The following is a 25692-nucleotide window of genomic DNA, read 5'->3' as shown; positions in this document are numbered from 1 at the left end:
GGGCCGCGATGAGAGCGCAGTCCGCCGTTCCGGACGGCGAGGGGGACGTACCCGCCTTATGGGCCTGCGCCCCGGAGGCCGACCCGGTCGTCCTCCCCGGTGCGCGCGTACGGGGCCGCTGTGAGTGAGACGCGGTCGATCGAGGGAGAGGGCGGGGCACTCGCGGTCGCGGCCCTGCGGGCGCAGGGGGTGGACACCCTGTTCACCCTGTCGGGCGGTCACATCTTCTCCGTCCTGCACGCGGCGGCGGCCGCGGGGATGCGGGTCGTCGACGTCCGCCACGAGCAGACGGCGGTCTTCGCGGCGGAGGGGTACGCCAGGCTCACCCGCCGTCCCGCGGTGGCGCTGCTCACCGCCGGTCCAGGTGTCACCAACGGCATCAGCGGACTGGCGGCGGCCCAGGCCAACGGCGCGCCCGTGGTCGTGCTGGCCGGCCGGGCCTCCCAGCGGCGCTGGGGCTCGGGCTCCTTGCAGGAGTTCGACCACGTGCCCCTGGTGACGCCGGTGTCCAAGGAGGCCAGGACCGTCACCGCGACGGAGGAGATACCCGGCGAGCTGCGGGCGCTCACGGCGACGGCGGTCACCGCGCACCGCGGTCCGGTGTTCCTCGACGTCCCCATCGACGTGCTGCACCGGCGGGCCACGACAACGCTGCTGCCGCCGCTCCCGGCCGCCCGGTTGTCGCCCGATCCGGATGAAGTCGCCAGGGCCGCGGAGTTGTTGGCCACCGCACGCCGTCCGGTCCTCGTGGCCGGCAGCGACGTCTGGTGGGGCGGCGCGTCGGAGTCGCTGCGCCACTGCGCCGAGTCACTGCGTGTGCCGACGTTCATGAACGGACAGGGCCGGGGCTGTCTGCCCGCCCGCCACGAGCTGGCCTTCAGCCGGACCAGGGACGCGCTGCGGGAGGCGGACGTGGTCGTGGTGGTCGGTACGCCGCTCGACTTCCGGCTGTCGTTCGGGCGGTTCGAGGACGCGCGCGTCGTCCATGCCGTCGATCACCCCGGTCTGCGGGCCACCCATGTGCCCACGGCCGCCGCCCCGGCCGGCGACCTGCGGGAGATCCTCGACGGCATGGCGACCTGGCCGGGACGCCGGGTGGACCACGAGGAATGGCTGGACCGGCTGCGCGGGCTGGAGCGCAGCCGCCGCCGCACCGAGCGGCTGGAACTCGAGAGCACCAGCGATCCCATCCATCCGGCTCGTGTCATCGGGGAGCTGAGGGCCCAGCTCGACGACGACGCCGTCGTCATCGGGGACGGCGGCGACTTCGTGTCGTACGCGGGCAGGCTGCTGGACTCGCACCTGCCCGGACACTGGCTCGACCCCGGGCCGTTCGGCTGTCTCGGCAGCGGCATCGGCCATGCCGTCGCGGCCCGGCTGCGGTACCCGGACCGGCAGGTGGTGCTCCTGTTGGGGGACGGGGCGTTCGGCTTCTCGGCGGGTGACGTCGACACGCTGGTCCGGCACCGGCTGCCGGTGGTGATGGTCGTCGGCAACAACGGGATCTGGGGGCTGGAGAAGCACCCCATGCGCACACTCTACGGCTCGGACGTGGCCGCGGATCTCCGGCCGGGCTGCCGCTACGACCAGGTGGTCGAGGCGCTCGGCGGGGCGGGCGAAACCGTCGCCGACCCGCGGGACATCGCTCCGGCCCTGCGTCGTGCCTTCGCGGCGGGGCGTCCGTACCTCGTCAACGTACTCACCGACCCCGAGGTGGCCTACAGGCGCTCGGCGAAACTGGGGTGACTGGTTATGACGACAGCAGTCAACGGCCGACTTCGCTTCGGCGTACTGCAGTTCTTCTCCTGGCCCGGCCGCAGGGTGCCGCTGGGGACCGTCTACCGCCGCGCGCTGGAGCGGATCGACGTCATGGAACGGTCCGGATGCTACGACGCGGTGTGGCTGGCCGAGCACCACTTCTCCACCTTCTCGGTCACGCCGTCGGTGAGCGTGATGGGGGCGATGGTGGCCGCCCGCACCGAACGGCTGCGCATCGGCACCGCCGTCTCACTGGCCGCGATGCACCATCCGCTGCGGCTGGCCGAGGAGATCGCGCTGCTGGACGTCCTGTCCGGCGGCCGGGTCAACTGGGGTGCCGGGCGCGGGAACGACCCGACCGAGTTCGGGGTGTTCGGGCTCGATCTGCAACGCAGCTACGCGCTGTTCCGCGAGAACGTGGACATCGTCCTCGCGGCGTGGCGGGACGAACACGTCACGTATCGCGGCGAGTTCCACTCCTTCGACGGGATCGAGGTGCTGCCCAAGCCGCTCCAGCGGCCGCACCCACCCGTGTGGATGGCCGCCTCCTCGCCGGAGGCCGTCGCCTGGGCGGCGTCCGCCGGGCACTCGATCCTGATGGACCCGCACTCCAGCCACGGTGACATCGGCGTGAAGTACCGGGCCTACCGCCGCGGTCTCGCGGACGCCGGGCACCCGGTCGAGGGCCGGGTCATTCCCATGGCGCGCCTCATCGCCGTGGCGCCCACCGACGAGGAGGCACGGGAGATCGCCGTGCGCGGCGCGCGGTGGACCGTCGCGTCCATGAGCGATCCGGCCCGGCGCGGCTACTCCAGGAGCATCCGCCCGGCCGGGGCGCCCGGAGCGGAGCAGGACACCCGGGACCGTGTGGAGCGCTACGTGGACGACGTCGTGATCCACGGCAGCCCGGGACGGGTCGTCGAACGGATCAGGGCCCTTCAGCAGGAGATCGGTCTGCACTACCTGCTGTGCTCTCCACTGAGCCACGGCTCCTTCCTGCTGCTGACCGAAGAGGTGATCCCCAAGTTGATGTAATGAAGGTTCACCCAGACATCGAACGACGGGGCCGGGAGGTCTTCTTGATGGTGGATCACTGTCTTCTCATCGACGGCGACGACACTTTGTGGGAGAACAACATCTACTTCGAGCAGGCGATCGAGGAGTTCCTCGATCTGCTGCGGCACGAGGTGCTCACAAGGGTCGAACTGCGCCGCGTCCTTGACGACATCGAGAGGGCCAACTGCCAGGTGCACGGCTACGGCGCGAGGAGTTTCGTACGCAGCCTGCACGACTGTTACGAGCAACTGCACGACACCAAGGCGCCGGACGACCACGGCAGGGCGATCGCCGAACTCGGGGAGCGGATCCTGCGTCAGGAACCCGTGCTGATCCAGGGCGTCGAGGAGACACTGGCCGACCTCCGCACCCGGCACCGGCTGATCCTGCTGACGAAGGGAGACCACGAGGAGCAGGCGGCGAAGGTGGAACGCTCGCGGCTCGGCCCGCTGTTCGAGGAGATCATCATCGTGCCGGAGAAGACGGTCGAGACGTACACCACGGTGGTCCGGGACGTGCGGGCGGACAGCGCGAAGACCTGGATGATCGGCAACTCCCCCAAGTCGGACATCGTACCGGCGCTCGCCGCCGGACTGGGCGCGGTGTACGTGCCGCACGCCGACACCTGGGCACTGGAGCACCACCCGTTCCCGGAGACCGCCGACCGGCTGCTGTCGGTGCTCCGCTTCACCGATCTGGTGGAGCACTTCTGATGGCGCCCGCGGGCCTGGTCGCGCTGGGGGACGCGCTCGCCGACCTGGTGGTCCCGGTCGGGCCTGAGGTGTGCGAGCGGCTGGGGGTGGCACCGGGCACCGCGGGATTCCTGGAACTCGAGGCGCTGGAGAAGGTACTGGCCCGGCTCGAAGGAGAGGGTGCGCGGCCGGTGGTGTCGGCAGGCGGCAGTGCCGCGAACACCTGCGTGGCCTTCGCGGCCGGCGGCGGGCGGGCCGTGCTCGCCACGGCGTCGATGGACGACCCGCTCGCTCGGGCGATCCGGGACGACCTGGCCGTACGCGGGGTGACCGTGCCGGCCCCCTCCCCGGGTCGGGGGCGGACCGGCCGGTGCCTGGTGCTGCTGCTCCCGGACGGCGAACGGTCCTTCCTCATATGGCAGGGCGAGCGGTGGCGGCTGCGGCTGCTGCCCGGGGCGGTGGAGGCGTGCCTGGCCGGTGACGGGTCCTGGCAGGGAGTGCTGGCCGAGGGTTATCTGCTGGCCTCCGAGGAGGGGTGCGAAGCGGTCGTGGAGGCATTGCGGCGCGCCGCCGCGCTCGGGGCCGCCCGCGTCCTCGCGCTCTCCGACCGGCGGCTCGTCCGCGCGCAGCGGCGGCGTTTCGCGCAGGTGCTGGCAGCCGGGGTGGACGTCGTCCTCGGCAACGGGGCGGAAGCCATGGCGCTCACCGGGACGGACGACGCCGAGGCGGCGGCCGCGGTGCTCGCCGGGCACGGCATGCTCGGCGTCGTCACGCTGGGTCCGGGCGGCGCGGTGGCCCACGGCCCGGGAGGCCGTCACCGGGTCACGGCGCGGGGCGGTCCGGTCATGAGCGCGATCGGCGCCGGTGACGCGTTCGCCGGGGGCTTCCTGTACGGCCTGCTCTCCGAACTGGAGCACTCCGCGTGCCTCGGCCTGGGCGCGGAGCGGGCGCATGCGGTCCTGGGGGTGCGGCAGGCGCGTGCCCCCGTGCCGCGACCGGCCCGGGATTCCCGAATTTCCGAGTGAAAGGAATTTCTTCAGCACGATCTTTTCGGCGACGGCCGGAAGAACGGTGCGGCGATATCGGCTGCCCGAATTCCGGTGAAAATACGAGTGCTTGGCAGTCCCGTTCGAATCTGGTATTAGTTCATCCGGGACGGAATCAGCTTTCCGAAAGGGGTCGTTTTCATGACGGTTACCGTGCGCACCGAAGGCATCGGCCCATCCGCCGTCTTCGCACTGCCGTGGCTGGTCGCCGACGAGCTTGGCTATTTCGCCGCAGAGGGTGTGTCGGTGGAATTCATAAGGAACCGCGCGGAACAGGTCCTCAGCGAACCGGTCGCGGACCATGAACTCGTCGACTCGATCCGCAACCACGTGCCCTTCGAGGAGGGGCAGGTCGATCTGTACCGCGCCTGCGAGTGGGGGCAGATCCGGCGCGCCCACGACAGCCGACGGGGAGCGAAGATCATTGGGAAGCGCTCGTCGGTGGCCGTCATGGCCCTCATGGCGGCGCCCGGGTCGCAGTACATCTATCCCCAGACCCTGGCGAACGCCCCGGTCGCGGTCAGCTTCCACAACGGCAACCACTACGCGGCCATCCAGATGCTGGAGGGCTTCCTGGAGTCCGACCAGATCAAGACGGTCGGCTATCACACCATCGACGGCTACCGGGCCGTCCAGTCCGGCGAAGCGGCCGCGGTCGCCCTGTCGGAGCCGTGGATCACCCTGGCCGAGAAGCAGGGCTTCCAGAAGGTCATCGAGACCCACTACGCGGGACTGGAGCTGGCGGCGCCGGGCTTCGACCGCGCTGCCTACGCCGCCTGCAACCGGGCCGTCAACCGGGCGGTCACCGCGCTCAACGAGGACAAGCGCCCGTATCTGCACTATCTGGTCGAGTCGCTGCCGGAGGTCTTCGAGGGCGAGATCACCCCGGACGACTTCCATCTGCCGCGGCTGCGGTACGTGGCCCCGGAGCCCTACACCCGTCCGGAGTTCGAGAAGGCCCACGCCTGGATGCGGCGCTGGGGCCTGATCGAACCGGGATCCCGGTACGAGGACCTGGTGATCGAGGAGCCCGAGGTGGACGCGGTCCGCTGACCCACCGCCCCCCAACGCGAGGAGAGCTCCATGCCCGACGCCGTATCGCAGGAATGGGGCGTGCGTGTCCGCACCGGATGCCGCGTCAGCTTCACACTGATCGACCTGAACGGGGAGACCGGCCGCCGCAACGGCATGGCGTCCATGGCGCTGCGCTCCCCCGGCCTCGAGGCGGTCGTCCTGCCGCACCACGAGAACGCGGTGACGGCCGACGAGAACGGCTCGGCCCACGTGGACGCCGTGAGCGCACTGCTCGGGCGGCTGCGGGAGGCGTGGGACGGCCCGCCGGCGAAGGTGGTGATCCGCAAGGGCCTTCCGCCGCACACGGGCTTCGGTTCCGGCACCACCACCGCGGTCGCCGTGGGCCGCGCGTACGCGCAGTTCGCCGGCCTGTCGGTCGGCACCGCGGAGATCGCTCGGGCGGCCGGCCGGGCCGGCACCTCCGGCGCCAGCCCCAACCTCATCGAACGCGGGGGCTTCCTCGTCGACGGCGGCCACCGCAACCCCGACGACTTCGCCGAGGACCCGAAGCGCTATCTGGTCCCCACGCGGTTCGCGGGCGGCGGGAAGCGACCGCCCGTGCTGATCTCGGCGCCGTTCCCGACCTGGCCGGTGCTGGTGATCGTCCCGAACGGCAACCAGATGCACGGCGAGACCGAACGCGAGTTCTTCGCCCGGACCCTGCCCATCCCGGCCGAGGAGGCCCGCCGTACCGCCCACGCGGTCCTGATGAACCTGGCCACCTCCGTCCTCGAGACGGACTACCCGGCCTTCTGCCGCGCGGTGAACTTCCTGACGTACGAGAGCCACTTCAAGCAGAAGCAGATCGACATGCAGTCCTCGCAGGTGAAGTTCCTGCTGGAGGAGGCGCGCAGGGGGGAGGAGATCGACGCCATCGCGATGAGCTCCGAGGGTCCGATGTGCTACGCCTTCACGCGGCGTCCGCAAGCCGCCGTCGAATGGCTCGCTCAGCTGCGGGAGTCGGGAATCGTCCGCGAATTCTGGTTCAGCGGTGCCCGCAACCACCCCGCCGACGTCGACTGGATCCCGGTGCTCGACGACGGAACCACCGTCACCTGAACCCACAGGACGGCGCACGCGAGGAGGCAGCAGTGCCGAAGAGGTTCTCAACGAAGGATCTGCTCGTCCGGCGGGAACCGGCCGACGGGCGGAGCGGGGCGGGCACCTTCCGGTTCACCGACGACTACTCGGTCTTCCACTACGGCAAGATGCCCGACCCCGTCCCGGACAAGGGCGAGGCGTGCTGCCGCATCGCGGCGTTCAACTTCGGTCTGCTGGCCGACGCGGGGGTCGCCACCCACTTCCGCGGCTTCGGTCCGCCCGACCGGATGGACTTCGACCTGCTGAGGGTCATCGACCCGCGGACGCGGACGCTCGGGCCGACGGACGTGAACCATCTCGTCCCGCTCCAGGTCATCTTCCGCACCCTCGTCCCCGAGGGGTCGTCGGTGCTGCGCCGCCTGCGGCTGGGCCGGCTGGCCCCGTCCGACATCGGCCTCACCCGTCCCCCCGTCCCCGGCACCGTGCTGGAGCGTCCGGTGATCGAGTACACCACCAAGCTGGAGGAGATCGACCGCTTCGTCGGCAGGGACGAGGCGGCCGCGATCGGCGGGCTCGACGACAAGCAGCAGGCCGAGCTGGAGGAACTCACCCGGCTCGTCGCCGAGGTGGTGGGCGATCACGCCAGGGGCCTCGGACTGGTGCTCGCCGACGGAAAGGTCGAGTACGGCCGCGACGACGGGGGACGGCTGGTTCTCGTGGACCACGCGGGCACACCGGACGAGGTCCGGCTGCTCCTCGACGGCGCGCACGTCGGCAAGCAGGTGCTGCGCGACCACTACACGGCCACCGGCCTCCAGTCCCGCGTCGAGGAATGGGTCCGGGAGGGACGCCCGAGGCAAACGTGGCCGGCCCCGGATCCCCTCCCTCGGGAGGTCGTGGAACTCGTGGGTGAGATGTACCGGTCGCTGTGCGAGCTGTGGACCGGCACCCGGGTGTGGGGCGCCGACGACCTGGGCCGGGTGCTGGACCGGCTGGCCGGCCTCGCCCCCGGCCGGACGCCCGGCGCCCTCCCCACGGAGCCCGGGGCGGGTGCGGCATGGACCTGATCATCGTGGGCTGTCAGGCCGGAGACGAGGGCAAGGGCAAGTACACCGACATCGCCTGCGAATCGGCGTACGCCGTCGTCCGCTACCAGGCCGGGCCGAACACCGGGCACACCGTCGTGGCGGACGGCACCGAGTACCGGTTCGTGCAGATCCCCGCCGGAGTGCTGCGCGGCTCCGTCGGGGTCCTCGGCAACGGCTGTGTCATCGAGCCGGTCTCCCTGCTGGACGAGCTGTCCTCGCTGCGAGCGGCCGGGCTCGACGTCGATCTGCGGATCAGCGAGCTGGCGCACGTCATCTTCCCGTACCACGTGGCGCAGGACGCCGCCGAGGAGGAGTGGCGGGGCACCGAGATCGCCACCTCCGCGGCCACGGGCTTCGTCCACGGCACCGGCAGGCTGGGGACGACCAACCGCGGTGTCGGCCCCTGCCGGGAGGACAAGGCGGCGCGGATCGGCCTGCGCATGGCCGAACTGCTGGACGAGGACCTCCTGTACGCCCGGCTGTCACGTCTGGTGCCGCTGAAGCGCGACCTCGTGGAGCGCGTCCTGGGACGTCCCGTCGACCCGGAACCGGTCGCCCAGGAGATCGACCGGCTCGTCGCGGAGTACGGCGCGGCCGGCCGGCTTCTGGAGCCCCATCTGTGCGACGTGTCGCGGTACCTGCGGCAGGTCCGCGCCGACGGGCACCACATCGTCTACGAGGGCGCCCAGAGCTTCGGCCTGGATCTGGAGCACGGCACCTACCCGTACGTCACCAGCGGCTACAGCGGTGCCGGCGGTGTCACCGTCGGCACCGGCACGTCGCCCGCCCAGGACTTCAGCGTGCTCGGCATCGCCAAGGCGTACACGGTCCAGGTCGGTGGCGGCCCGCTCATGGCGGAGGTCGACGGCGCGATCGGCGACCACCTGGTCACCCGGGGCCGCGAGTGGGGCACCGTCACGGGCCGACGGCGTCGTGTGGGCTGGTTCGACGTCCCCATGGTCCGGCGCGCCGTCGAGGTCGAGGGGATCCGCCGGCTGTGTCTGACCAACATCGACGTCCTGGCCGGTCTGGAGGAGGTCATGGTGGTCACCGGCTACCGGATCGACGGCCGGTTCACCGAGTCCTTTCCGACACGGCTGTCCGACCTGGCGTCGGCCACCCCCGTGCTGGAGCGGCTGGAGGGCTGGGGGGACACGGACTGGTCGCGAGTGGCGCCGCGCGGACCGGCCGCGCTGCCGGAGGCCGCCCGTCGATACGTCGACCACCTCGCCGCCGCGCTCGACGTGGAGATCGTGGCCGTCGGCGTGGGCCCCGAACGCGCGGACACCGTCTACCTGAGCGAGGCCCCCCTGCTGACGCCCGCCACGGCTCCGGCCGGCGGCGGGAGCACCGGCCTGGAGGCGAGCCGTGCCCGTTGAGTTCACCACGGCGGGCGGGGTGACGGTGGAGTGCGAACGGCTCCCCGCCGACACCGCCGAACTGGACGACATGGCCGCGGCGCTGGACGAGCGGCTCGGCATGGTCATGGTCTCGGACACCGAGTACCCAGGGCGCTACACCCGCTGGGGGATCGGCTTCGTCGATCCGCCGCTGCGGGTGACGGCACGCGGGCGGCAGGTCCGGCTGAGTCCGCTCAACGACCGGGGCACGCCCCTGTTGCACATGCTCGACCCCGTGCTGCGGCAGGCCGGCGACGTGACCGGTGTCCGGGGGGAAGGCGCCGACCTGGTGGCGGACGTGGCCGAGCCCGCCGTGGGCGCGGCCGAGGAGGAACGCAGCCGCCGTCCGTCCGTGTTCTCCGTCCTGCGCGCCGTCCGCGACTTCCTGCACTCGGCGGCGGACGAACACGCGGGGCTGTACGGCGCGTTCGGCTACGACCTGGGCTTCCAGTTCGAGCCGGCGCGGCTGCGCCTGCCCCGCCCGGCCGGCCAGCGCGACCTCGTCCTGTACCTGCCGGACGAACTGCTCGTCGTCGACGGCGCCCGGGGGGTGGCGGAACGCCTGCGGTACGAGTTCCGTGACGAGACGGACTCCACCCGGGGGATGCGCCGCGACGGCCCCCGCACCCCCTGTACCGGCGGCCGGGGCGGCTCGGACCGCAGCCTCCCGGCCGGCGAGTACGCGGACCTCGTCACGGAGGCCGGGGAGGCGTTCCGCCGCGGCGACCTGTTCGAGGTGGTCCTCAGCCAGACGTTCTCCGAGGGCACCGACCGGCGGCCCTCGGAACTGTGGCGCGCGCTGCGCCGGGACAACCCGTCGCCCTACGGCTTCCTCGTCAGCCTCGGGGACGGCGAGCACCTGGTGGGGGCCTCCCCCGAGATGTACGTCCGGGTCCGGGGCCGCCGGCTGGAGACCTGCCCGGTCAGCGGCACCGTCCCGCGCGGGCGCGACGCCGTCGCCGACGCCGAGCAGATCCTGACGCTGCTCAACTCCCGCAAGGACGAATCCGAACTGACCATGTGCACGGACGTCGATCGCAACGACAAGGCCCGCATCTGCGAGCCCGGCAGCGTCCGGGTGATCGGCCGGCGCCAGATCGAGCTGTACTCGCGCCTGATCCACACCGCCGACCATGTGGAGGGCGTCCTGCGCAAGGACTGCGACGGCCTCGACGCGCTGATGGCGCACACCTGGGCGGTGACCGTCACCGGCGCCCCCAAGGCGTGGGCGATGCAGTTCATCGAGGAGCACGAGACCACTCCGCGCCGCTGGTACGGCGGGGCGGTGGGCCGGGTCGCGTTCAACGGGGACGTCGACACGGCCCTGGCGATACGGACCGTGCAGCTGCGGTCCGGACGGGCCGAGGTGAGGGTCGGTGCCACCCTGCTCTTCGACTCGGTGCCCGAGGACGAGGAACGGGAGACGGAACTCAAGGCGTCCGCCCTGCTCGCCGCGGTCCGCGGGGAGGAACACCGCACGGCCGGGGACCGCGCCGCGACGGGGCGGCGCGGTCCCCGGCCGCCGCACCGGCGCGTCCTGGTCGCGGACCATCAGGACTCGTTCGTCCACACCCTCGCCGACTACTTCCGTCAGGCTGGGGCGGACGTACGGACGTTCCGTGCCCCGCTCGGCCCGGGGGTGATGGCGGACGAGCGGCCCGACCTGCTCGTGCTGTCCCCGGGGCCGGGCCGACCCGCGGACTTCGGCACCTCCCGGGCGCTCGCCGAGGCTCTGCGGTCGGGGATTCCCGTCTTCGGGGTGTGCCTCGGCCTGCAAGCGGTCGTGGAGTACTTCGGGGGGTCGCTCGACCTGCTGCCCAGGCCGGTGCACGGCAAGGCGTCCTGGGTCCACGTCACGGGCGGCAGATTGCTGGCCGGGCTGCCGACGCGGTTCGCCGCGGGACGCTACCACTCGATCCGGGCGGCGGAGGTGCCCGACTGCCTGGAGGTCACCGCGCGTACGGACGACGGGGTGGTCATGGCGGTGGAGCACCGCACCCTGCCCGTCTCGGCGGTGCAGTTCCATCCGGAATCGATCCTGACCCTGGGCGACCGGGTCGGGCACCGGGTCGTCGAAGCGGTACTGCACGACGCCGACCGGGCGCCGGACCTGCGTGCCGCCGGAGCCGTCGAGGGGTGGCGCGGGTGAACGAGCAAGAGGGCGAAGGGCGTTGGCTCTTCACGGCAGACCGGGTCTGGGACGGGATCGCCACCGAACCCGTCCACGACGGTTTCGTCCTGGTCGACGGCGGTCTCATCGCCGCCGTCGGACGGCAGGCGGACCTGGGCTGGGGTGATGTCACGGCAGGGCCCCGGGTGGACCTGCCGGGGGCCACTCTGATGCCGGGTCTGATCGACGGTCATGTGCATCTGACGCTGAGCGGGTCGGCCGTACCCGTCCGCGACTACAAGCGGGAGGCGCGGGCCGGTGCCGCGGCGCTCGCCGTGCGGGCCGTGGTCAACCTCCGGGCCGCGGTGGAGGCCGGCGTGACCACGGTGCGGGACCTGGGGACCCTCAACGAGGTCGCCTTCCCCCTGCGCGCCGCGGTCCTGGACGGGCGGCTCCCGGGACCGCGGGTGCTGACGAGCGGCCGGCCGATCACCGTCACCGGCGGCCACTGCCACTGGTTCAGCCACGAGTGCGACTCGCCCACCGACATCCGGGTGGCCGTCCGGAGCCAGGTGCGCGACGGCGCGGACTGGATCAAGCTCATGGTCAGTGGCGGGAACCTCACGCCCCGCACCAACCCGGTGCGCCCCCAGTTCGACGAGGAGGAGATCCGGGCCTGTGCCGAGGAGAGCGGCCGGCTGGGCCGTCCGGTCGCGGCCCACGCCTACGACCCGTTGAGCATCCGACTCGCCGCCGAGGCCGGCGCACGCACCATCGAACACTGCCTGTTCGAGACGGCGGACGGCATCGAGTACGACCCGGCCACCGCCGACCTGATGGCCGCCCGCTCCGTCGCCTTCGTGCCCACGATCAGCGGCGCCCTACAGCGGATGCGGGACGGCACCGATGTGATCGCGGCACGGTTCCGGGACCGGCACAAGCACATCCGCGAGGTGTTCCGGCTCCTGCTCGCCGCCGGGGTGCCCATGCTCGCGGGCTCGGACGCGGGCGTCCCCCAGCGGACGTTCGACGGGTTCCCGGCAGACCTGGCGGCCCTCGTGGGCGAGGAGGGCATCGGACTCACCCGCCACCAGGCGCTGGTCGCCGCCACCTCCGGCGCGGCGGCGGTGCTGGGCCTCGGGGACACCGGGGTCCTCGAGGCCGGGCGCCGCGCCGACCTGCTCGCGGTGGACGGGGACCCGCTGCGCGACATCGGGGCCCTGCGGCATCCGCGGCTGGTCGTGGCCGCGGGACGGCGGGTGCGGGGGCCGGACGGACCGGTGGACTGACGGGAAGGGCGGGACGGGCACGGACGGCCCGCAGGACAGAGCCTGACGGGAGCGCGCATGAAATTCGGCATCTTCTTCGAACTGTCGGTACCTCAGCCGCTGGGGCACGCCGACGAGGTCAAGGTCTACCAGGACGCCCTGGAGCAGAGCAGGCTCGCCGACGAGCTGGGGTTCACCACGGCGTGGGCGGTCGAGCACCACTTCCTCCAGGAGTACTCGCACTGTTCGGCTCCTGAGGTCTTCCTCACCGCCGTCGCCATGTCGACGTCGCGGCTGCGTGTCGGTCACGGGGGCGTGGTGTGCGTACCGCAGATCAACCACCCCGTGCGGGTCGCGGAACGGGCCGCGGCCCTCGACATCCTCTCCGGCGGGCGACTGGACCTGGGCACGGCTCGCGCGTCGACCATCACGGAGCTGGGCGGCTTCATGGCCGATCCCGACACCACCAAGATGTCGTGGGACGAGTACGTGCACGTGCTGCCCCGCATGTGGACCGAGGAACGCGTGCGGTACGACGGCACGACCTTCTCCCTGCCGGAGCGGCCCGTCGTGCCCAAACCGCTGCAGGATCCCCACCCGCCGCTGTGGGTGACGGTGACGTCGCCCGGCACTGAGCGCGACGCGGCCGACCGGGGTATCGGATGTCTCGGGGTCGCCGCGGCGAGTTTCAAGGAGCAGGAGCGGCGCACCAACGAGTACCGCAAGCGCATCCAGCAGTGCGACCCGGTCGGGCACACCGTGAACGACCAGGTGGCCACCATGAACTATCTCTTCTGCCACGAGGACGACGCGGTCGCGGGCCGGTTCGGGGGTGCCATGTTCTCCGCCTTCGGCATGCTCAACAGCCAGCTGCTGTGGGCGAGGGAGGTCTATCCGACTCCCGCGTACCGGTCGCTGGGCAATCTCGCGGCGGGCAGCGTCGCGCGGATCCGCGACGACGACCCCGCGGCACGCCGTCCGGTCCCCGAGGGCGTCGCCATCGGGGACCCGGACCACATCGTCAAGGCCGTCAAGATCTGGGAGAGCATGGGTGTGGACGCCATCAACTTCTTGCTGAACACGGCGAATCTGGTACCCCAGGAAAAGGTGCTGGACAGCATGCGGCTCTTCGCGGCGGAGGTCATGCCGCACTTCGCCGAGGGCGGACGCTGATGCTCTGCGGAACCGCCGACCCCGAGGCGATGGCGGCGAACGCGCCCTTCGTCGCCGTCCCCGCCACGGAATCCCTGGTGTGCCGCGGCACGGAGGTGCTGCAGGCGGTCTACGAGGTGGACAGCCGTGCCCGGCAGGACGTCCTGCCGCCGGCCCTGCATCCGGTGAATCCCCCGGCGATCACGGTGACCGTGTTGCGCGTCGAGGAGAGCGTGGCCGGACCGTTCACGCTGGCCGAGACCCGCATCGTGTGCCGCAGCGGCGCCCGCAGCCGGGGGTTCCAGGTGTCGTGCTTCGTGGACGGGGAACAGGCCGCCGCGGTGCTCGCCGAGCGGTGGGGGCACCGGACCCGGCCGGCCGCGGTCGAGCTGCACCGCCGCTACCACGGCTCGGCCGCCTCGGTCCGCCTCGACGGCCGTCCCGTACTCGACGTGCGGCTCCTCGACCCCGTTCCGCTGGCCGCCGCCGACCTGCAGTTCACCGACTCGGTGCACCTGGCCCGCACGCCGCGCGGAAACCGGCTCATCCAGGCCGAGCGCGGCTACGACGTGACGACGGCGGAACGCGGCCGGCCGTCGCTTGCGGTCTTCGACGCCGCGGACTGGGGCGAGCCCCGGCTCCGTCCGTCGCACCCGATATCCGCGGTCTCCTTCACCGGGGACGTGGTGTTCCGCCCCGTCCGGTACGTCTGCCGCGCCGATGTGAGCGCTCTGGAAGGGACGGAACGCATTGACCAGGCATAGTCCACGGGAGCCCCGGGAGACGTCGGACAGCCGGGCCGACCACCTCACGGGCCACGAGAACGCCGCGCCGATGCGGCCCGGTCCCTCGGGCCCGCTCAGGGGCGTCCGGGTCGTCGACCTCACCCGTGCGGTGTCGGGTCCCTTCTGCACGATGATCCTGGCCGATCTCGGCGCCGAAGTGATCAAGATCGAGCCGCCCGCCGGGGATCTGCCCCGCTACAGCGGCCCGTTCACCAAGGACGACGACGACCGCGACTACGGCGGGCTGTTCGCCAGCATCAACCGGAACAAGCTTGGGATCGTCCTGGACCTGGGCCTGCCCGCCGACCGGGAACGGCTGTTGAAGCTCGTCGACACCGCGGACGTGCTGATGGAGAACTACCGGTCGGGCGTGATGGAGCGGTGGGGTCTGGAATACGAGGCGCTCCACGCCCGTAACCCCCGACTGGTGTACGCGTCCATCCGCGGGTTCGGCGATCCGCGCACCGGGGCCAGCCCGTACGTGGACTGGCCGGCCTACGACGTCGTCGCCCAGGCCATGGGCGGACTGGTCAGCATGACCGGTCCTTCCGGAAACGACGGCGTGCGCGTGGGCCCGACCATCGGCGACCTGTACCCCGCGACGCTGGCGGCGATCGGGGTGCTCTCCGCCCTGCACCACGCGCGTGCCACGGGCGAGGGCCAGATGGTCGACGTGGCCATGGTCGACTCGATCGTCTCCCTGTGCGAGACCGCCGTCTACCGCTACTCGTACACCGGTGTGGTCAGCCGCCCGACGGGCAACAGTCATCCGCAGCTGGTGCCGTTCGACATCTTCCCCACGAGGGACGGCCAGTGCGCGATCGCCGCCCCGACGGACAACCACTGGAAGGTGCTGTGCGAGACGATGGGGCGTCCGGAACTCGTCGCCGACGAGCGGACCCGCACGAACGGCGACCGGGTCGCCCACGCCGGACTCGTGCAGCGCGTGATCGCCGACTGGACGCGGGAGCGGACCACGGCGGAGATCGCCGCGGAGCTCGGCGGCCGGGTCCCCGTGGGGCCGGTGAACGACGCCGCCGACCTGTTCGACGATCCCCATGTCCGGGCCCGGGAGATGCTCGTCGCCGTGGAACAGCCGGGCGGGGGCCGTCCCGTGGTGTTCCCGAACTGCCCGATCCGCTTCACCGCGACGCCCTCGGGTGTGTACCGGCGTCCGCCGATGCTCGGTGAGCACACCGCGGAGGTCCTGGCACGCCTGGAGACGGACGGCGCGTCCGGGACGAGGAACGGGGACAGGAACGAAAACGGGGACGGGGACAAAGAGGGGAACGGGTGAGGGAACGCTCTCCCGGGGGAACGGACCGAGGTCCCGCGCCCGGTCCGCGGTTGCGGGCCGGGCGCGGGACCGGTCAGGGGCGACGGCCGGTGAGGGCGAGCAGCCGGTCCTGGGGAGCGGCACCCGGCTGCGGCGCCACCTCGGCGAAACCCCACGCGGCGAACGACTGGGGGCGGCTGTCGAAGAGTTCCAGGCAGGCGTCGACGAGGCCGGCCGGCAGCCGGGGGTCCGCGCCCACGGCCCGGCCGACGTCCCACCCGTGGACCAGCACGTCCACGAATCGATGCCGGGCGTAGACCCGGCCCGGCCGTTCCCCGTAGGAGAGCGGCCACAGTCGTTCCATGGCGTCGGCGGCCGCGAACGCCTCGGTCGCCGACGCGACCGACGCCTCGTGCGCGGCCGACGGATCGTCGCCGAGCAGGTCCCCGTCGAGTTCCGTTCCTACGTCCCCGACGGTCCGGCCGTTCCCGAGTTCGCGCACCCACAGGTTCCCGGCCACGAGGTGGTTCACGAGCTGTCGTACGGTCCACTTCTCACAGGGTGTCGGCGCCTCCCACTGGTCCGCGCCGACGGCGGCGACGAACCGGTGGGTCGACTGGAGGGCTTGTGCGTGCAGGGCCCGGATGTCCATGCGGAAGACCACCACTCTCGATGTCTGGGGCGACTGGGGTGACAGATGCTCAGGAGCGCGGCGGCGCCTGACCGGTCTCCGTCAGCCGGGTGAGGAGCCGGTGGATCGACTGGTCGTAGGCCGCCGTGCGGAGGAACGCCTTCCGTGCCAGCCGGCGCCGGAACGCCAGGCCGGTCTCGCTGACCACGCCGCCGACCGCGGTGAGGGCGTCGACGACGTCCCCGTAGTCCGCCGGGTCCACGACCGGCAGCACGTCGGCGTGGTTCTTGGCCGCGGCGCGCACCATGGCGGGGCCGCCCACGTCGATGGAGTCCACCGCGCCGTCGGTGCTGTCGTCCGGCGGCACGTCCCGGAAGTTGCAGACGAGGACGTCGATGCGGGGAACGCGGTGCCGTCGGACGTCCGCCTCGTCCCGCGGGTGTCCCCGGCGGTAGAGCAGTCCGCCGAAGACCGACGGGTGGAAGGCGCGGACGCGGCCCCCCATCAGCTCGGGCACGCCGGAAAGGTCCCCGATGACCGTCGCATCGAGACCGGCCTCCCGCAGCAGCCCGGCGGTACCGCTGGTGGCCACCAGTCGCATCCCGAGACGGCTCAGACCGGCTCCCAGTTCGGTGATCCCCGTCTTGTCCGTCACTGACAGCACGGCGTACATCTGCCCTCCTGCCGGGTCAGCCCGCGAGCAACGGCTCCACGCGGGACAGGGTGTCGTGGATGTTCTCCTCGGTGATCAGTCCGCGTGCCTCCTGCGGGGACAGCCAGCGCAGGGGCGCCTGCGGGTTCTCCGGCCGGGCCGCCTCGGGGGTCCGGGTGGCCAGCACGAAGCGGATGTCCGCGTGCTCGTGCGCTCCTTCCCGGCTGTTCGCCGGCACCGGCACGACGACGAGGTGCCGGACCTCCGCGTCCGGCCAGGGTGCGAGGTCGGGCAGCCCCGTCTCCTCCCGCCCTTCCCGCAGGGCGATGGCGAGCGGATCGTACTCTTCCGGGTCGGCGTGCCCGCCGACCAGCAGCCAGGACTCGTGCCGATGGTGCCAGCGCAGCAGGACCCGTCCGCTGTCCGGGTGCACGATCAACGCGGATCCCGTGACGTGCAGCGGTGTCTCCCGCCCCCAGGGGTCCCCCGCCTCGGCGAGAGCGCGCACGCGTTCCACGTCGGTGTGCTCGGTGGCGGTCCGCGGCTGGTAGCGGTCGAGGACGTCGAGGACTGCTCGTGTGGTGGTGACCATGTGCGGAATCCTAGTGACGCGGTGTGATGCGGACCGTTCGCGCGGGCGGGAGCGATCAACTCCCGCCATTCGTGCCGCTCCCTCCCGTGCGTGGCTCCTTCGGCAGTCCCAGCACGCGTTCCGCGATGATGTCGCGCAGGATCTCGGCGGTCCCGCCCGCGATCGTGTCACCCCGGCTCGAGAGGAACAGTTGCTGCCAGCGGTCCGTCCGCTCCGGGCTTTCCCCGGCCTCGGGGCGGACCAGGCCGGCCGCGCCGGTGATGTTCAGGGCGATCTCGCCGAACCGGCGGTGGTACTCCGCGCGCAGCAGGCTCGGCACGGCCGACTCGGGGCCCGTCGCGCCGAACGCCGCGCCGTGCTCCGGCCGGTCCACGGCGGCCCAGCGCAGCAGCGCCAGGCGTGTGTAGGCCCAGGCCAGTTGGTCCCTGACCAGGGGATCGCGGGTTCTTCCGGACTTCCGTGCCTGGCTGACGAGGTCCCAGAACTCGGCCTGGAAGCCCAGGTGCGCCGCTGCCGCCCGGCCGGCCCGGTGGTGCGCCACGGCGGTCATGACCGTCGACCATCCGCCGCCCGGCCCGCCGATGACGTCGCGGAGCGGCGCGCGGGCGCCGTCGAACACGATCTCGTGGGCGTCACGCGCCCCGTCCGCCGTCCGCACCGGGCGCAGCTCCGTGTCACCGTCGTCCAGCCGGACCGCGACGCAGGACAGCCCACGGTGGCGGGCGGCGCCGGGGTCCGTCCGGCACAGGACCAGTGCGGTGGTGGCCCGGTGGGCACCGTGGACCCACGACTTGCGGCCGGTCACGGTGATCTCGTCGCCCGTCACCGTGCCCCGGGTCGTCACGGAGGCGAGGTCGGATCCGTGCGGCGCCTCGGAGTACGCCTGGCAGTAGGTGTCCTCGCCGGAGAGGATCCTGGGCAGCAGGCGGGAGCGCTGTTCCTCGGTGCCGTGCGCCAGCAGAACCGGTCCCACGACCAGTTCGCCGGTTCCCCGCCCGATCCGCGGGACGCCCGCCCGCGCACACTCCTCCTCAAGCACCAGCACCTCGTCCGGACCGAGAGCGGCACCGCCGTACCGTCGCGGCCACGCGGGGCAGACCAGACCCGCGGCGAGCAGTCTGCGCTCCCACCGCGCGTACGACGCCGCGGCCGCCGCCGGGCGGGTCTCCTCGTCGCCGGCGGCGCCGTGCGCCTCCGGCGCGGACCACGGCGCGGGCCCGGCCGGCCCGGCCGGGATGTTGGCCGAGATCCACTCCCGCACGCGTCGGCGGAACGGTTCGGTGTGGGCCCCGGCCCGGTGGGACGCGGCTCGATGGGGCGCGGTGGGGGCGGGTGAGCTGGGCAGGTGTGAGAACACAGGTTCGTCCGGCGCTCGTTCCAACGGTCGTCCGTCCTTCTGTCCGTCGGTTCTCAGACTCCGATCCGCTGAGCCAGCAGCTCGCGGTGGTGTGCGGCGTCGCCGAAGAGCAGTTCGCTGCTCTTGGCCCGCCGGAAGTAGAGATGGGCGGGGTGCTCCCAGGTGTAGCCGATGCCGCCGTGGATCTGGATGTTCTCCGCGGCGGCGTGGAAGTAGGCTTCGGAGCAGCAGGACTTGGCCAGGCTCGCCAGGGTGGGCACTTCCTCGTCGTTCCCCTCGGCCACCGCCCAGCTCGCGTGGTAGGCCGCCGCACGCGCCGACTCCACCGCGAGCAGCATGTCGGCGCACTTGTGCTTGATGGCCTGGAAGCTGCCGATGGGCCGTCCGAACTGCACCCTGAGCTTCGCGTACTCGACGGCCATCTCCAGGACCCGCTGCGCTCCGCCGACCTGTTCCGCCGCCAGCGCGACGGCCGCCAGGTCGAGCATCCGGGCCACGGCGGGCCAGCCCTCACCCTCGGTGCCGATCAGGCGGGCCGGCACCCGGTCGAGGGAGAGCCGGGCGAGCTTGCGGGTCCCGTCCATCGTGGCGACCGGGGTGGCGACGAGGCCGGCCGTGTCCCGCTCGGCCGCGAACAGCGACACTCCCGCCCGGGTTCTGGCGACCACGAGGACGACGTCGGCGACATGGCCGTCGAGAACGTAGTGCTTCTCCCCCGTCAGCCGCCACACCCCGTCCGCGGTGGCGACGGCCTCCAGGGTGATGCCGTCCTCGCTCCACCGCCCCTGCCGTTCGGCGATCGCGACCGTGGCGACGGTCCGGCCGCGCGCGATACCGGGCAGGTAGTCCGACTTCGCCGACTCGTCCTGTGTGGCGAGCAGCAGATTGGCCGCCAGCGCCACGGTCGAGAAGTAGGGGGCGCACAACAGCGCCCGGCCCATCTCGTCCAGTACGACACTCAATTCCGCATAAGAGTGGCCTGATCCGCCATATCTCTCCGGAATTGTCAGCGCCATGAGTTCCAGTTGATCCGCCATCTGTTTCCAGACAGCCGGGTCAAAACCCTCCGGCTGTTCCATCAGGCGCCGGACGTCGCTTTCGGACGACTTTTCCGCGAGAAAGCGACGTACCACTTCGCGCAACTGCTCGTGATCTTCGCTGAAGGATTGGGCCACGGCAACCGCTCCCGCTCTCTGCGGCAAAAGTTGTGCCGATTAATCTAAGCGATTCCGTGTCGGACCGGGAGTGCGCTTGGAAAACCGGCCGGTTATCGCCGTCCGCGGGCTGCCCGTCGGGGTGCGGCTCACCGACCGGGGACGGACGATGAGGTCATGCCGAACGAAGCACCGCCACGGCGCCGGAACACCGATGGCCGGGGTGTGCGGGCGTGGATCCTGGCTGCCGCGTTCGGGTGCGCGCTGTTCGTGAGCCTCTTCGTCCTGGTCTTCGTCGCTGTGGTCACCTGGTGGCTCGGCACCCATACGTGGCAGTGGCCCGGCACCGGCGGCTGACCGCACACGGGCCGGGATCCCGCCCCGGTCAGCCGGGTGACCGGCCGGTCTCACGCAGACGTCGGCGACGTTCGGCGTAGGCCAGGTCGTCACGCCAGAGGCGGCCGACGACGGCGTGCACGAGGGGCCTCAGGAGGGGGGCGGCTCTGCGTGCGAGGACGAAGCCCGGCCGGGGGGACGTGGCCGTCACGGCTTCGAGGACCAGGGTGCGGGGTCCGCCGCGGTCGTCAGGACCCAGAGGCGTGGCATGGGTCTCGACGACGGATGTCTCTCCTTCGCCCTCCGTGATCCGCATGAGCACGGTGCGCGGTCCGGGCGCGGTGAACTCCGCGCGAACGGGTACGACGAAGCGACGAGTGAGGCGGAAGGAGACGTCCACGACGAATCGATCCGCGTCCTCCGCGTCCTCCGTGTCGGCCGGGGTTTCGACGACGGTGAGGTCGACGAAGGTGTGCGGGTGGTACCAGGCTCCGTGCCACGGGTCGAGTCGGTTGGCGATCACGTCCACCGGTTCGCAGCGTCCCACACCGTGCCAGACGGTCTGGAGAGCAGTCGCCGACGGAGGTCTCAGGGGCACTACGGGAGCGTGCGTCGGGTGTTCCCCTCCGACGGCGTCGAGCCGCACCCACACCAGTACGCCGTCGTCGTACACCGGGAGAGGTTCCCACCCGGCGGATCGGGAACCGTCGAGGGCGAGGCCGTGCCAGCGGCAGACCAGGGTGCCGCAGTGCACCGGGCCGTCGCCCAGCGGCGCGCCGAGGTGGGGGCAGACGCCGGGCCCGCCCACCAGGCGCCCGCTGCCGTCCCTCCATACCACCACCTCCAGACCGGCGACGTTCCGCGACAGCGGTCGGGTGGGCCGCACGTCCCTGACGGCGCCCACGACGAACCAGTTGCCGGACGGCCGGGCCGTGGCCCGCTCGACGGCGGAGGCGATGACCGCGGGCCGTGCTTCCCGCCAGGTCGGTCGCTGGCGTGCCCAGGGGAGCGGGCCGCGCCGCAGTCGCAGCGGAGAACGTCCACGGGGCGGCGTGGGTCCGGGGCTCATCCGGTCTCCTTCGCGTCACTCCACGGCGGGACGGACCTCGTCGGGACGGAGGCACCCGGAGCACATCCGCTGCCCCGGCGGGCGCCCAGGCGAGCGGCGCAGACCCGGACGAGCCCGTCGGCGGCGAGGAGTGCCCGACGACGGCGGGGGACCACGGCGCGCCGGTGCAGTACGGAGTATCCGTCGCGGGCGATGGCGTCCAGGATGCCCTGGTAGAGGGTGTAGGCGGTACGAATGCACGGGCGGGCCGACCGGTCCAGCATCGCCAGTCCGGGCGCGGCCTGACGGTAGACGTCTCGGGTGAGGCCCTCGGCCGCCCGGAGCGCGGCGGTGATGCGGGGGTCCGCTCGCCCGGTGGACCTGCTCCACTGCAGAAGGGCCCGGTCGGCGCCGTGGGCGCTGAGCAGGTCGGTCGGCAGGTACACACGGCCGCGGTCCAGGTCCTCGCCGACGTCGCGGAGGAAGTTGGTCAACTGGAAGGCACGCCCGAGGGCGGCGGCGTGCGGGGCGGCTTCGGCGAGGGGGCTCACGGTGCCGAGTACCGGCAGCATCTGGAGGCCGATGACCGCGGCCGAGCCGTGCATGTAGACACAGAGATCGTCGTAGGTGGCGTACTCGGTGACCGTCAGGTCGCTGCACATGGAAGCCATGAAGTCCGTGAAGTGTTCGGTGGCGATGGTGTAGCGGGCAGCGGTGTCGGCCACGGCCAGCACCACGGGCTCGTCGCAGCCGCCGGTGCTCCGGCGACCGCTCAGTGCCCGCCGCAGTTGCGCGTCGAGCCGGGCGAGGGCCGCGGCCCGGTCGTCGCGTCCGGCGACGTGGTGGCTGTCGACGATGTCGTCGGCCCACCGGGCGAAGCCGTACAGGGCGTGCACAGCCGGTCGGCGATCGGCGGACAGCAGGCGGGTGGCCAGGAAGTAGGTCCGGCCGTGGCGGGCGTTGAGGCGGCGGCAACGGGCGTAGGCGGAGCGCAGCACCGGGTCGGTGATGCCGGCGGCGTTCAGCTCCCGCGCGGTCATGGGCGGCCGCCGCGCGCTGCCGTACCGGATGGGGAGGTGTGCGGACGGCGGCGACGGGGGGTGCCGGTGATGCGGGCGGCGGCCAGCCTGCCGGAGATCAGAACGGTCGGCACTCCGACGCCGGGGGTGGTGCCGCAGCCCGCGAGGACCACGTTGTCCGTCCCGCGCACGACGTTGCGGGGGCGGAACGGACCGGTCTGGGAAAAGGTGTGGGCCACCGAGAACGGAGTGCCCGCGGCGTGCCCCTGGGCGGCCCAGTGGGCGGGCGTCACCAGGCATTCCTCGTCGATGTGCCGGGTGATGCCATGCAGCCCGCGTGCCTCCAGGACGGCCAGGAGGCTGTCGCGGTAACGCGGCGCGAGGTCGTGCCAGGCCGCGGCCGACGGCCCGACGTCGGTGTTGGGGCAAGGGGCCAGAACGTAGTGCAGGTGCCTGCCCCGGGGGGCGAGCGCGGGATCACTGGCCGTGGGGCGGGTGATGAGCAGGGAGGGGTCGGTCATCAGGCTCCCGGTCCGGGTCAGTTCGTCGAACGTTCTGTGCCACGCGGCCCCGAAGGAGAGGGTGTGATGGGCCAGATGCGGCCAGGTGGCGTCCGTGCCCACATGCAGGACGACGGCCGACGGCGCGTGTCGCAGCGGTACCGGGCGGCGGGGTGCGCGGCCCAGCAGCCGGTGGGCGGTCGGCAGGTCGGGAGTGAGGACGACCGCGTCGCAGGGGATCCGTTCCCGGGCGGTGACCACGGCCGTGACCCGGCTGCCGGACCGCTCCAGGCGCGTGACCTCACGGCCGAGGAGCAGGTCGGCGCCGGCGTCGACCGCGGCGGTGGCCATCGCACGGGGCAGGGCGTGCATGCCGCCGCGCGGGAAGTACACGCCCGCCACGGTGTCCATGTAGGCGATGACGGCATAGGCGGCCAGGGCGCGGGCCGGTGCGACACCGGCGTACAGGGCCTGGAAGGTGAACACCCGCCGCAGACGCTCGTCGGTCAGGAATCGTCGAATGCGCGCGTCGAGGCGGCCGAAGCCGCCGAGTGCGGCCAATCGGGCCAGGTCGGGGGTGAACAGCCCCAGCGGAGAATCGAAGTTGGCGTCGATGAACCGGCGCATCTGCACGGTGTACAGCCGTGTCAGCCAGGCGCGCAGCCGCAGATACCCGGCCGCCTCACGCGGCCCGGCGAACCGTTCGATCTCGGTCGCCATCGCGGTGGCGTCGGTGTGCACGTCGAGCCTGCTGCCATCGGCGAAGCACGCCCGGTAGGCCGGGTCCAGGGGCAGCAGCTCGACGTGGTCGCGGAGCCGGTCGCCGACGGCCGCGAACGCCTCGTCGGCCAGGTGGGGCATGGTCAGGACGGTGGGGCCGGTGTCGATGCGGTAGCCGCTCCGGTCGAGCCGGCCGGCCCGGCCGCCGGGCAGGTGGTCGCGTTCCACGATGGTCACCCGCCGTCCGGCCCCGAGCAGGTGCAGTGCGGCCGACAGGCCGGACAGGCCCGCGCCGACGACCACGACGCGATCGCTGCGGCCGGCCACCGTCCTCATCGGGGCCGCCCCCGTGCCGGGCCGTGCGGCGCGGCGACCGGTTCCGCCCCGGCCCCGGGCCGACGGGGGCCCGCGGCCACGTCCGGTTCGGACATGACGCCCGCGGCGGCGCACAACAGGTCCCGCAACCGATCGCGGCCGGGGTGCCGCAGGTGGGCCTCGGTCAGATGGCGCAGGCTGCGGGCGACCAACTGCTCGATGCGGTGCTCGACGGCGGCCCTGGCTCCGGTGCGGATCAGTACCTGCCGCACCTCCACCATCTGCGCCTCCGTCAGCCGGCCCGCGCCCACGCACCGGTCGAGTACGGTCAGCGCGTCCGTGTCGGCCTCTGCCACGGCCCGGTCCCTGGCGACGGCGACGAGATAGGTCGGCTTGCCCTGCCGGATGTCGTCCCCCGAGGGTTTCCCGGTGACCTGCGGCTCCGCGAAGGCACCGAGAAGGTCGTCACGCAGTTGGAAGGCGATGCCCGAGCATCGTCCCGCCGCACACAGCGCCGCGGTGGTGCGCGGATCGGCCCGCGCCAGCGCGGCGCCCAGGGCGATCGGCCGTTCGACGGAGTACAGGGCGCTCTTGAGGTACGCGACACGCACGGCGGCGGCTGGGGAGCGTGTGCCGGTGGCCTGGCCGTGCAGGTCCAGGTACTGTCCGGCCACCATCTCGGTGCGCAGGGCACGCCAGATGGCGGCGACGGCGTCCGCGGCGGCCGGCTCCGTCACGGTGGCGGCCACGACGTCGTCCGCCCAGGCCAGGGCGAGGTCACCGACCAGGATGGCCGCGGCCCTGCCGAAACCGCGGTCGGTCCTGCCGCAGCACGGCGAGTGCCGCCTCGCGATGTCGGCGTGCACCGACGGCCGTCCGCGGCGCCGGTCGGAGTCGTCCATCACGTCGTCGTGCACGAGGGCACAGGTCTGGATCAGTTCGAGTGCGGCCGCGATGCGCAGGGCGGCCTTCGTCCGTGCCGGTTCGCCGCCACCGCCGCAGGAGCGCAGCGCCCACCACAGAAACCGTGGTCGGGTGCGCTTGCCCCCCGCCAAGGTGAAGGCGGCCAGTCGTGCCGCCAGGTCCTGGCCGAACAGCGGCTCCAAGGACGATGCCTGCGCGACACGTTCGTCCAGGATCTGCCGCAGGCTCCGTTCGACGGCAGCCGGTACGTCGGCGTCCACGTCCTCCCCGCGCGGGACGGTCCCGGGCTCGGCCGGATCGGGCGGGTGCTCGTCGCGCGTACCCTGTCGGGCGCTGCTGGGGCGCATCCCGGTTCCTCTCGTCGGTGCGGGCACAGGGCTGTACACATGCGTTCGCCCGGTGGGGCGTACGGGTGGCGTCGGAGCGGCGGCAACAACACCCATTCCACTCGGGAGCGCCGGCCACCGGGGCCTTCGCCTGATGGGACGCGTCGGCCACCCCACCGGCGGACACCCGGCGGGGGTACGCGCGGCGCGGCCCGCGTCCGCGCGGGACAGTGGTACGGAATGCTTCTGCGCAGCCCGGCCCGGCACCGTCGGGCCACTAGGGCGTGTTTCGAAAGTGGCGCCGTCCGCCCGGAGGGCGGGGCCCGCGGCGTCTGGTGCGTGCAGTCGCAAGGCGGAGGATCGCCCTCGTAC

The 25692-nt window shown here is 72.4% G+C and carries 23 protein-coding genes; 14 read left to right on the top strand and 9 right to left on the bottom strand.

The features are described 5' to 3' along the window. Positions 1-120 precede the first annotated feature (120 nt). The 13 genes from AB0F77_RS37835 to AB0F77_RS37775 all read left to right on the top strand — a co-directional run bounded on the left by AB0F77_RS37835 (position 121) and on the right by AB0F77_RS37775 (position 15767). Positions 121-1746, top strand: a complete 1626-nt coding sequence (locus tag AB0F77_RS37835; protein ID WP_361957652.1) for an acetolactate synthase — start codon at positions 121-123, stop codon at positions 1744-1746. A gap of 6 nt (positions 1747-1752) precedes the next feature. Further along, a complete protein-coding gene (locus tag AB0F77_RS37830; protein WP_361957649.1) occupies positions 1753-2793 on the top strand; it encodes an LLM class flavin-dependent oxidoreductase in 1041 nt (346 codons plus the stop codon). 47 nt (positions 2794-2840) lie between these two features. Further along, positions 2841-3527, top strand: coding sequence for an HAD family hydrolase (locus AB0F77_RS37825; protein WP_361957646.1), 687 nt, complete (start codon positions 2841-2843; stop codon positions 3525-3527). Then, positions 3527-4531: a PfkB family carbohydrate kinase gene (locus tag AB0F77_RS37820; RefSeq protein ID WP_361957643.1), complete on the top strand. Its 1005-nt coding sequence runs from the start codon at positions 3527-3529 to the stop codon at positions 4529-4531. The genes AB0F77_RS37825 and AB0F77_RS37820 overlap by 1 nt, the downstream gene beginning before the upstream one ends. Before the next feature lie 162 nt (positions 4532-4693). Then, positions 4694-5605 (top strand): ABC transporter substrate-binding protein, encoded by a 912-nt coding sequence (locus tag AB0F77_RS37815; protein ID WP_361957640.1) that lies wholly within the window; start codon positions 4694-4696, stop codon positions 5603-5605. 30 nt (positions 5606-5635) lie between these two features. Beyond that, positions 5636-6685, top strand: a complete 1050-nt coding sequence (locus AB0F77_RS37810; protein ID WP_361957637.1) for a beta-ribofuranosylaminobenzene 5'-phosphate synthase family protein — start codon at positions 5636-5638, stop codon at positions 6683-6685. A 32-nt stretch (positions 6686-6717) separates the two neighbouring features. Next, a complete protein-coding gene (locus tag AB0F77_RS37805; protein ID WP_361957634.1) occupies positions 6718-7734 on the top strand; it encodes a phosphoribosylaminoimidazolesuccinocarboxamide synthase in 1017 nt (338 codons plus the stop codon). After that, positions 7725-9134 (top strand): adenylosuccinate synthase, encoded by a 1410-nt coding sequence (locus AB0F77_RS37800; protein ID WP_361957631.1) that lies wholly within the window; start codon positions 7725-7727, stop codon positions 9132-9134. The genes AB0F77_RS37805 and AB0F77_RS37800 overlap by 10 nt, the downstream gene beginning before the upstream one ends. Further along, a complete protein-coding gene (locus AB0F77_RS37795) occupies positions 9124-11304 on the top strand; it encodes an anthranilate synthase component I (protein ID WP_361957628.1) in 2181 nt (726 codons plus the stop codon). Before AB0F77_RS37800 ends, AB0F77_RS37795 begins: the two co-directional genes overlap by 11 nt. Beyond that, on the top strand, positions 11301-12554 hold the full coding sequence (locus AB0F77_RS37790) for an amidohydrolase family protein (protein ID WP_361957625.1): 1254 nt from the start codon (positions 11301-11303) through the stop codon (positions 12552-12554). Before AB0F77_RS37795 ends, AB0F77_RS37790 begins: the two co-directional genes overlap by 4 nt. Before the next feature lie 57 nt (positions 12555-12611). Next, positions 12612-13706 (top strand): LLM class flavin-dependent oxidoreductase, encoded by a 1095-nt coding sequence (locus AB0F77_RS37785; protein ID WP_361957622.1) that lies wholly within the window; start codon positions 12612-12614, stop codon positions 13704-13706. Further along, the gene (locus AB0F77_RS37780) at positions 13706-14449 is read left to right on the top strand and encodes an acetoacetate decarboxylase family protein (protein ID WP_361957619.1); all 744 of its coding nucleotides are present in this window, start codon (positions 13706-13708) and stop codon (positions 14447-14449) included. Before AB0F77_RS37785 ends, AB0F77_RS37780 begins: the two co-directional genes overlap by 1 nt. Then, positions 14436-15767, top strand: a complete 1332-nt coding sequence (locus AB0F77_RS37775; protein ID WP_361957616.1) for a CoA transferase — start codon at positions 14436-14438, stop codon at positions 15765-15767. The genes AB0F77_RS37780 and AB0F77_RS37775 overlap by 14 nt, the downstream gene beginning before the upstream one ends. 73 nt (positions 15768-15840) lie before the next feature. Here the strand turns inward: AB0F77_RS37775 and AB0F77_RS37770 are convergent, their stop codons facing one another. The 5 genes from AB0F77_RS37770 to AB0F77_RS37750 all read right to left on the bottom strand — a co-directional run bounded on the left by AB0F77_RS37770 (position 15841) and on the right by AB0F77_RS37750 (position 20153). Beyond that, the gene (locus AB0F77_RS37770; protein WP_361957613.1) at positions 15841-16398 is read right to left on the bottom strand and encodes a TIGR03086 family metal-binding protein; all 558 of its coding nucleotides are present in this window, start codon (positions 16396-16398) and stop codon (positions 15841-15843) included. Between the two features lie 49 nt (positions 16399-16447). After that, positions 16448-17050 (bottom strand): hypothetical protein, encoded by a 603-nt coding sequence (locus tag AB0F77_RS37765; RefSeq protein WP_361957610.1) that lies wholly within the window; start codon positions 17048-17050, stop codon positions 16448-16450. A 16-nt stretch (positions 17051-17066) separates the two neighbouring features. After that, positions 17067-17621: an NUDIX domain-containing protein gene (locus AB0F77_RS37760; protein ID WP_361957607.1), complete on the bottom strand. Its 555-nt coding sequence runs from the start codon at positions 17619-17621 to the stop codon at positions 17067-17069. Positions 17622-17676: 55 nt separating this feature from the next. Next, a complete protein-coding gene (locus tag AB0F77_RS37755) occupies positions 17677-18882 on the bottom strand; it encodes an acyl-CoA dehydrogenase family protein (RefSeq protein WP_361957605.1) in 1206 nt (401 codons plus the stop codon). Between the two features lie 149 nt (positions 18883-19031). Continuing rightward, positions 19032-20153, bottom strand: coding sequence for an acyl-CoA dehydrogenase family protein (locus AB0F77_RS37750; protein ID WP_361957602.1), 1122 nt, complete (start codon positions 20151-20153; stop codon positions 19032-19034). Between the two features lie 156 nt (positions 20154-20309). On the opposite strand from AB0F77_RS37750, the gene AB0F77_RS37745 reads away from it, so the two are divergent. Next, positions 20310-20489, top strand: a complete 180-nt coding sequence (locus tag AB0F77_RS37745) for a hypothetical protein (protein WP_361957599.1) — start codon at positions 20310-20312, stop codon at positions 20487-20489. Positions 20490-20517: 28 nt separating this feature from the next. Here AB0F77_RS37745 and AB0F77_RS37740 read toward each other — a convergent pair whose 3' ends face one another. The 4 genes from AB0F77_RS37740 to AB0F77_RS37725 are packed head-to-tail and all read right to left on the bottom strand — an operon-like array spanning position 20518 to position 25341. Continuing rightward, positions 20518-21537: a DUF5914 domain-containing protein gene (locus AB0F77_RS37740; protein ID WP_361957597.1), complete on the bottom strand. Its 1020-nt coding sequence runs from the start codon at positions 21535-21537 to the stop codon at positions 20518-20520. After that, a complete protein-coding gene (locus tag AB0F77_RS37735) occupies positions 21534-22556 on the bottom strand; it encodes a phytoene/squalene synthase family protein (RefSeq protein WP_361957594.1) in 1023 nt (340 codons plus the stop codon). The genes AB0F77_RS37740 and AB0F77_RS37735 overlap by 4 nt, the downstream gene beginning before the upstream one ends. Next, positions 22553-24091, bottom strand: a complete 1539-nt coding sequence (crtI, locus tag AB0F77_RS37730) for a phytoene desaturase family protein (RefSeq protein WP_361957591.1) — start codon at positions 24089-24091, stop codon at positions 22553-22555. Before crtI ends, AB0F77_RS37735 begins: the two co-directional genes overlap by 4 nt. After that, a complete protein-coding gene (locus AB0F77_RS37725; protein WP_361957588.1) occupies positions 24088-25341 on the bottom strand; it encodes a polyprenyl synthetase family protein in 1254 nt (417 codons plus the stop codon). Before AB0F77_RS37725 ends, crtI begins: the two co-directional genes overlap by 4 nt. Positions 25342-25692: the final 351 nt, after the last annotated feature.

It is taken from the genome of Streptomyces sp. NPDC026672 (genome assembly GCF_040638185.1).
Taxonomy (GTDB): Bacteria; Actinomycetota; Actinomycetes; order Streptomycetales; family Streptomycetaceae; genus Streptomyces.
This window is presented reverse-complemented; position numbering and strand designations above follow the sequence as displayed.

Bases quoted from the DNA above. Each gene is read 5' to 3' on its own strand.
- AB0F77_RS37830 (WP_361957649.1), top strand. From the start codon at position 1,753: ATGACGACAGCAGTCAACGGCCGACTTCGCTTCGGCGTACTGCAGTTC.
- AB0F77_RS37825 (WP_361957646.1), top strand. From the start codon at position 2,841: ATGGTGGATCACTGTCTTCTCATCGACGGCGACGACACTTTGTGGGAG.
- AB0F77_RS37820 (WP_361957643.1), top strand. From the start codon at position 3,527: ATGGCGCCCGCGGGCCTGGTCGCGCTGGGGGACGCGCTCGCCGACCTG.
- AB0F77_RS37815 (WP_361957640.1), top strand. From the start codon at position 4,694: ATGACGGTTACCGTGCGCACCGAAGGCATCGGCCCATCCGCCGTCTTC.
- AB0F77_RS37810 (WP_361957637.1), top strand. From the start codon at position 5,636: ATGCCCGACGCCGTATCGCAGGAATGGGGCGTGCGTGTCCGCACCGGA.
- AB0F77_RS37800 (WP_361957631.1), top strand. From the start codon at position 7,725: ATGGACCTGATCATCGTGGGCTGTCAGGCCGGAGACGAGGGCAAGGGC.
- AB0F77_RS37785 (WP_361957622.1), top strand. From the start codon at position 12,612: ATGAAATTCGGCATCTTCTTCGAACTGTCGGTACCTCAGCCGCTGGGG.
- AB0F77_RS37780 (WP_361957619.1), top strand. From the start codon at position 13,706: ATGCTCTGCGGAACCGCCGACCCCGAGGCGATGGCGGCGAACGCGCCC.
- AB0F77_RS37770 (WP_361957613.1), bottom strand. From the start codon at position 16,398: ATGGACATCCGGGCCCTGCACGCACAAGCCCTCCAGTCGACCCACCGG.
- AB0F77_RS37765 (WP_361957610.1), bottom strand. From the start codon at position 17,050: ATGTACGCCGTGCTGTCAGTGACGGACAAGACGGGGATCACCGAACTG.
- AB0F77_RS37760 (WP_361957607.1), bottom strand. From the start codon at position 17,621: ATGGTCACCACCACACGAGCAGTCCTCGACGTCCTCGACCGCTACCAG.
- AB0F77_RS37745 (WP_361957599.1), top strand. From the start codon at position 20,310: ATGCCGAACGAAGCACCGCCACGGCGCCGGAACACCGATGGCCGGGGT.
- AB0F77_RS37740 (WP_361957597.1), bottom strand. From the start codon at position 21,537: ATGAGCCCCGGACCCACGCCGCCCCGTGGACGTTCTCCGCTGCGACTG.
- AB0F77_RS37735 (WP_361957594.1), bottom strand. From the start codon at position 22,556: ATGACCGCGCGGGAGCTGAACGCCGCCGGCATCACCGACCCGGTGCTG.
- crtI (WP_361957591.1), bottom strand. From the start codon at position 24,091: ATGAGGACGGTGGCCGGCCGCAGCGATCGCGTCGTGGTCGTCGGCGCG.
- AB0F77_RS37725 (WP_361957588.1), bottom strand. From the start codon at position 25,341: ATGCGCCCCAGCAGCGCCCGACAGGGTACGCGCGACGAGCACCCGCCC.